The following is a 389-nucleotide window of genomic DNA, read 5'->3' on the forward strand; positions in this document are numbered from 1 at the left end:
CCTTCCTTCTCTTTCCCCCCTTCCCTCTTCTTTCCCCTTCTCTTTTCTTCCTCCCCCCTCCTTTCTTCTTCTTCCCCCCTCCCTTTCTCTCCTCTCTCCTTTCTTCTTTTTCCTTCCCTCCCTTTCTTTCCTTCCTTCTTCTTTCTTCCTTCTCTCTCCTCTTCCCTCCCTTCTTTCCCTTTCTTCCTCTCCTCCTCTTCCCCTCCCCCTCTTCTCCCTTTTTTCTCCCCCCTTTTCCCCTTCTTCCCTTCCTTCCTTTCTCCCCTCTCCCTCTTCCTCCCTTCTTTCTTTTCCTCTTCTCCCTTTTCCCCTTCCCTCCTCTCTCCTTTCCTCTCCCCCCTTTTCCTCCCTCCTCCCCTTCCCCTCTTCCTCTCCCTCCTCCCCCCCTT

1 protein-coding gene is annotated in these 389 nt (G+C 53.7%); it reads right to left on the reverse strand.

Annotation, left to right across the window (positions count from 1 at the left end):
* Positions 1-389: hypothetical protein (locus KH400_RS29960; RefSeq protein ID WP_217228259.1), on the reverse strand; the 389-nt coding region annotated here is incomplete at both ends.

It is taken from the genome of Desertibacillus haloalkaliphilus (assembly GCF_019039105.1).
Classification (GTDB): domain Bacteria; phylum Bacillota; class Bacilli; order Bacillales; family KJ1-10-99; genus Desertibacillus; species Desertibacillus haloalkaliphilus.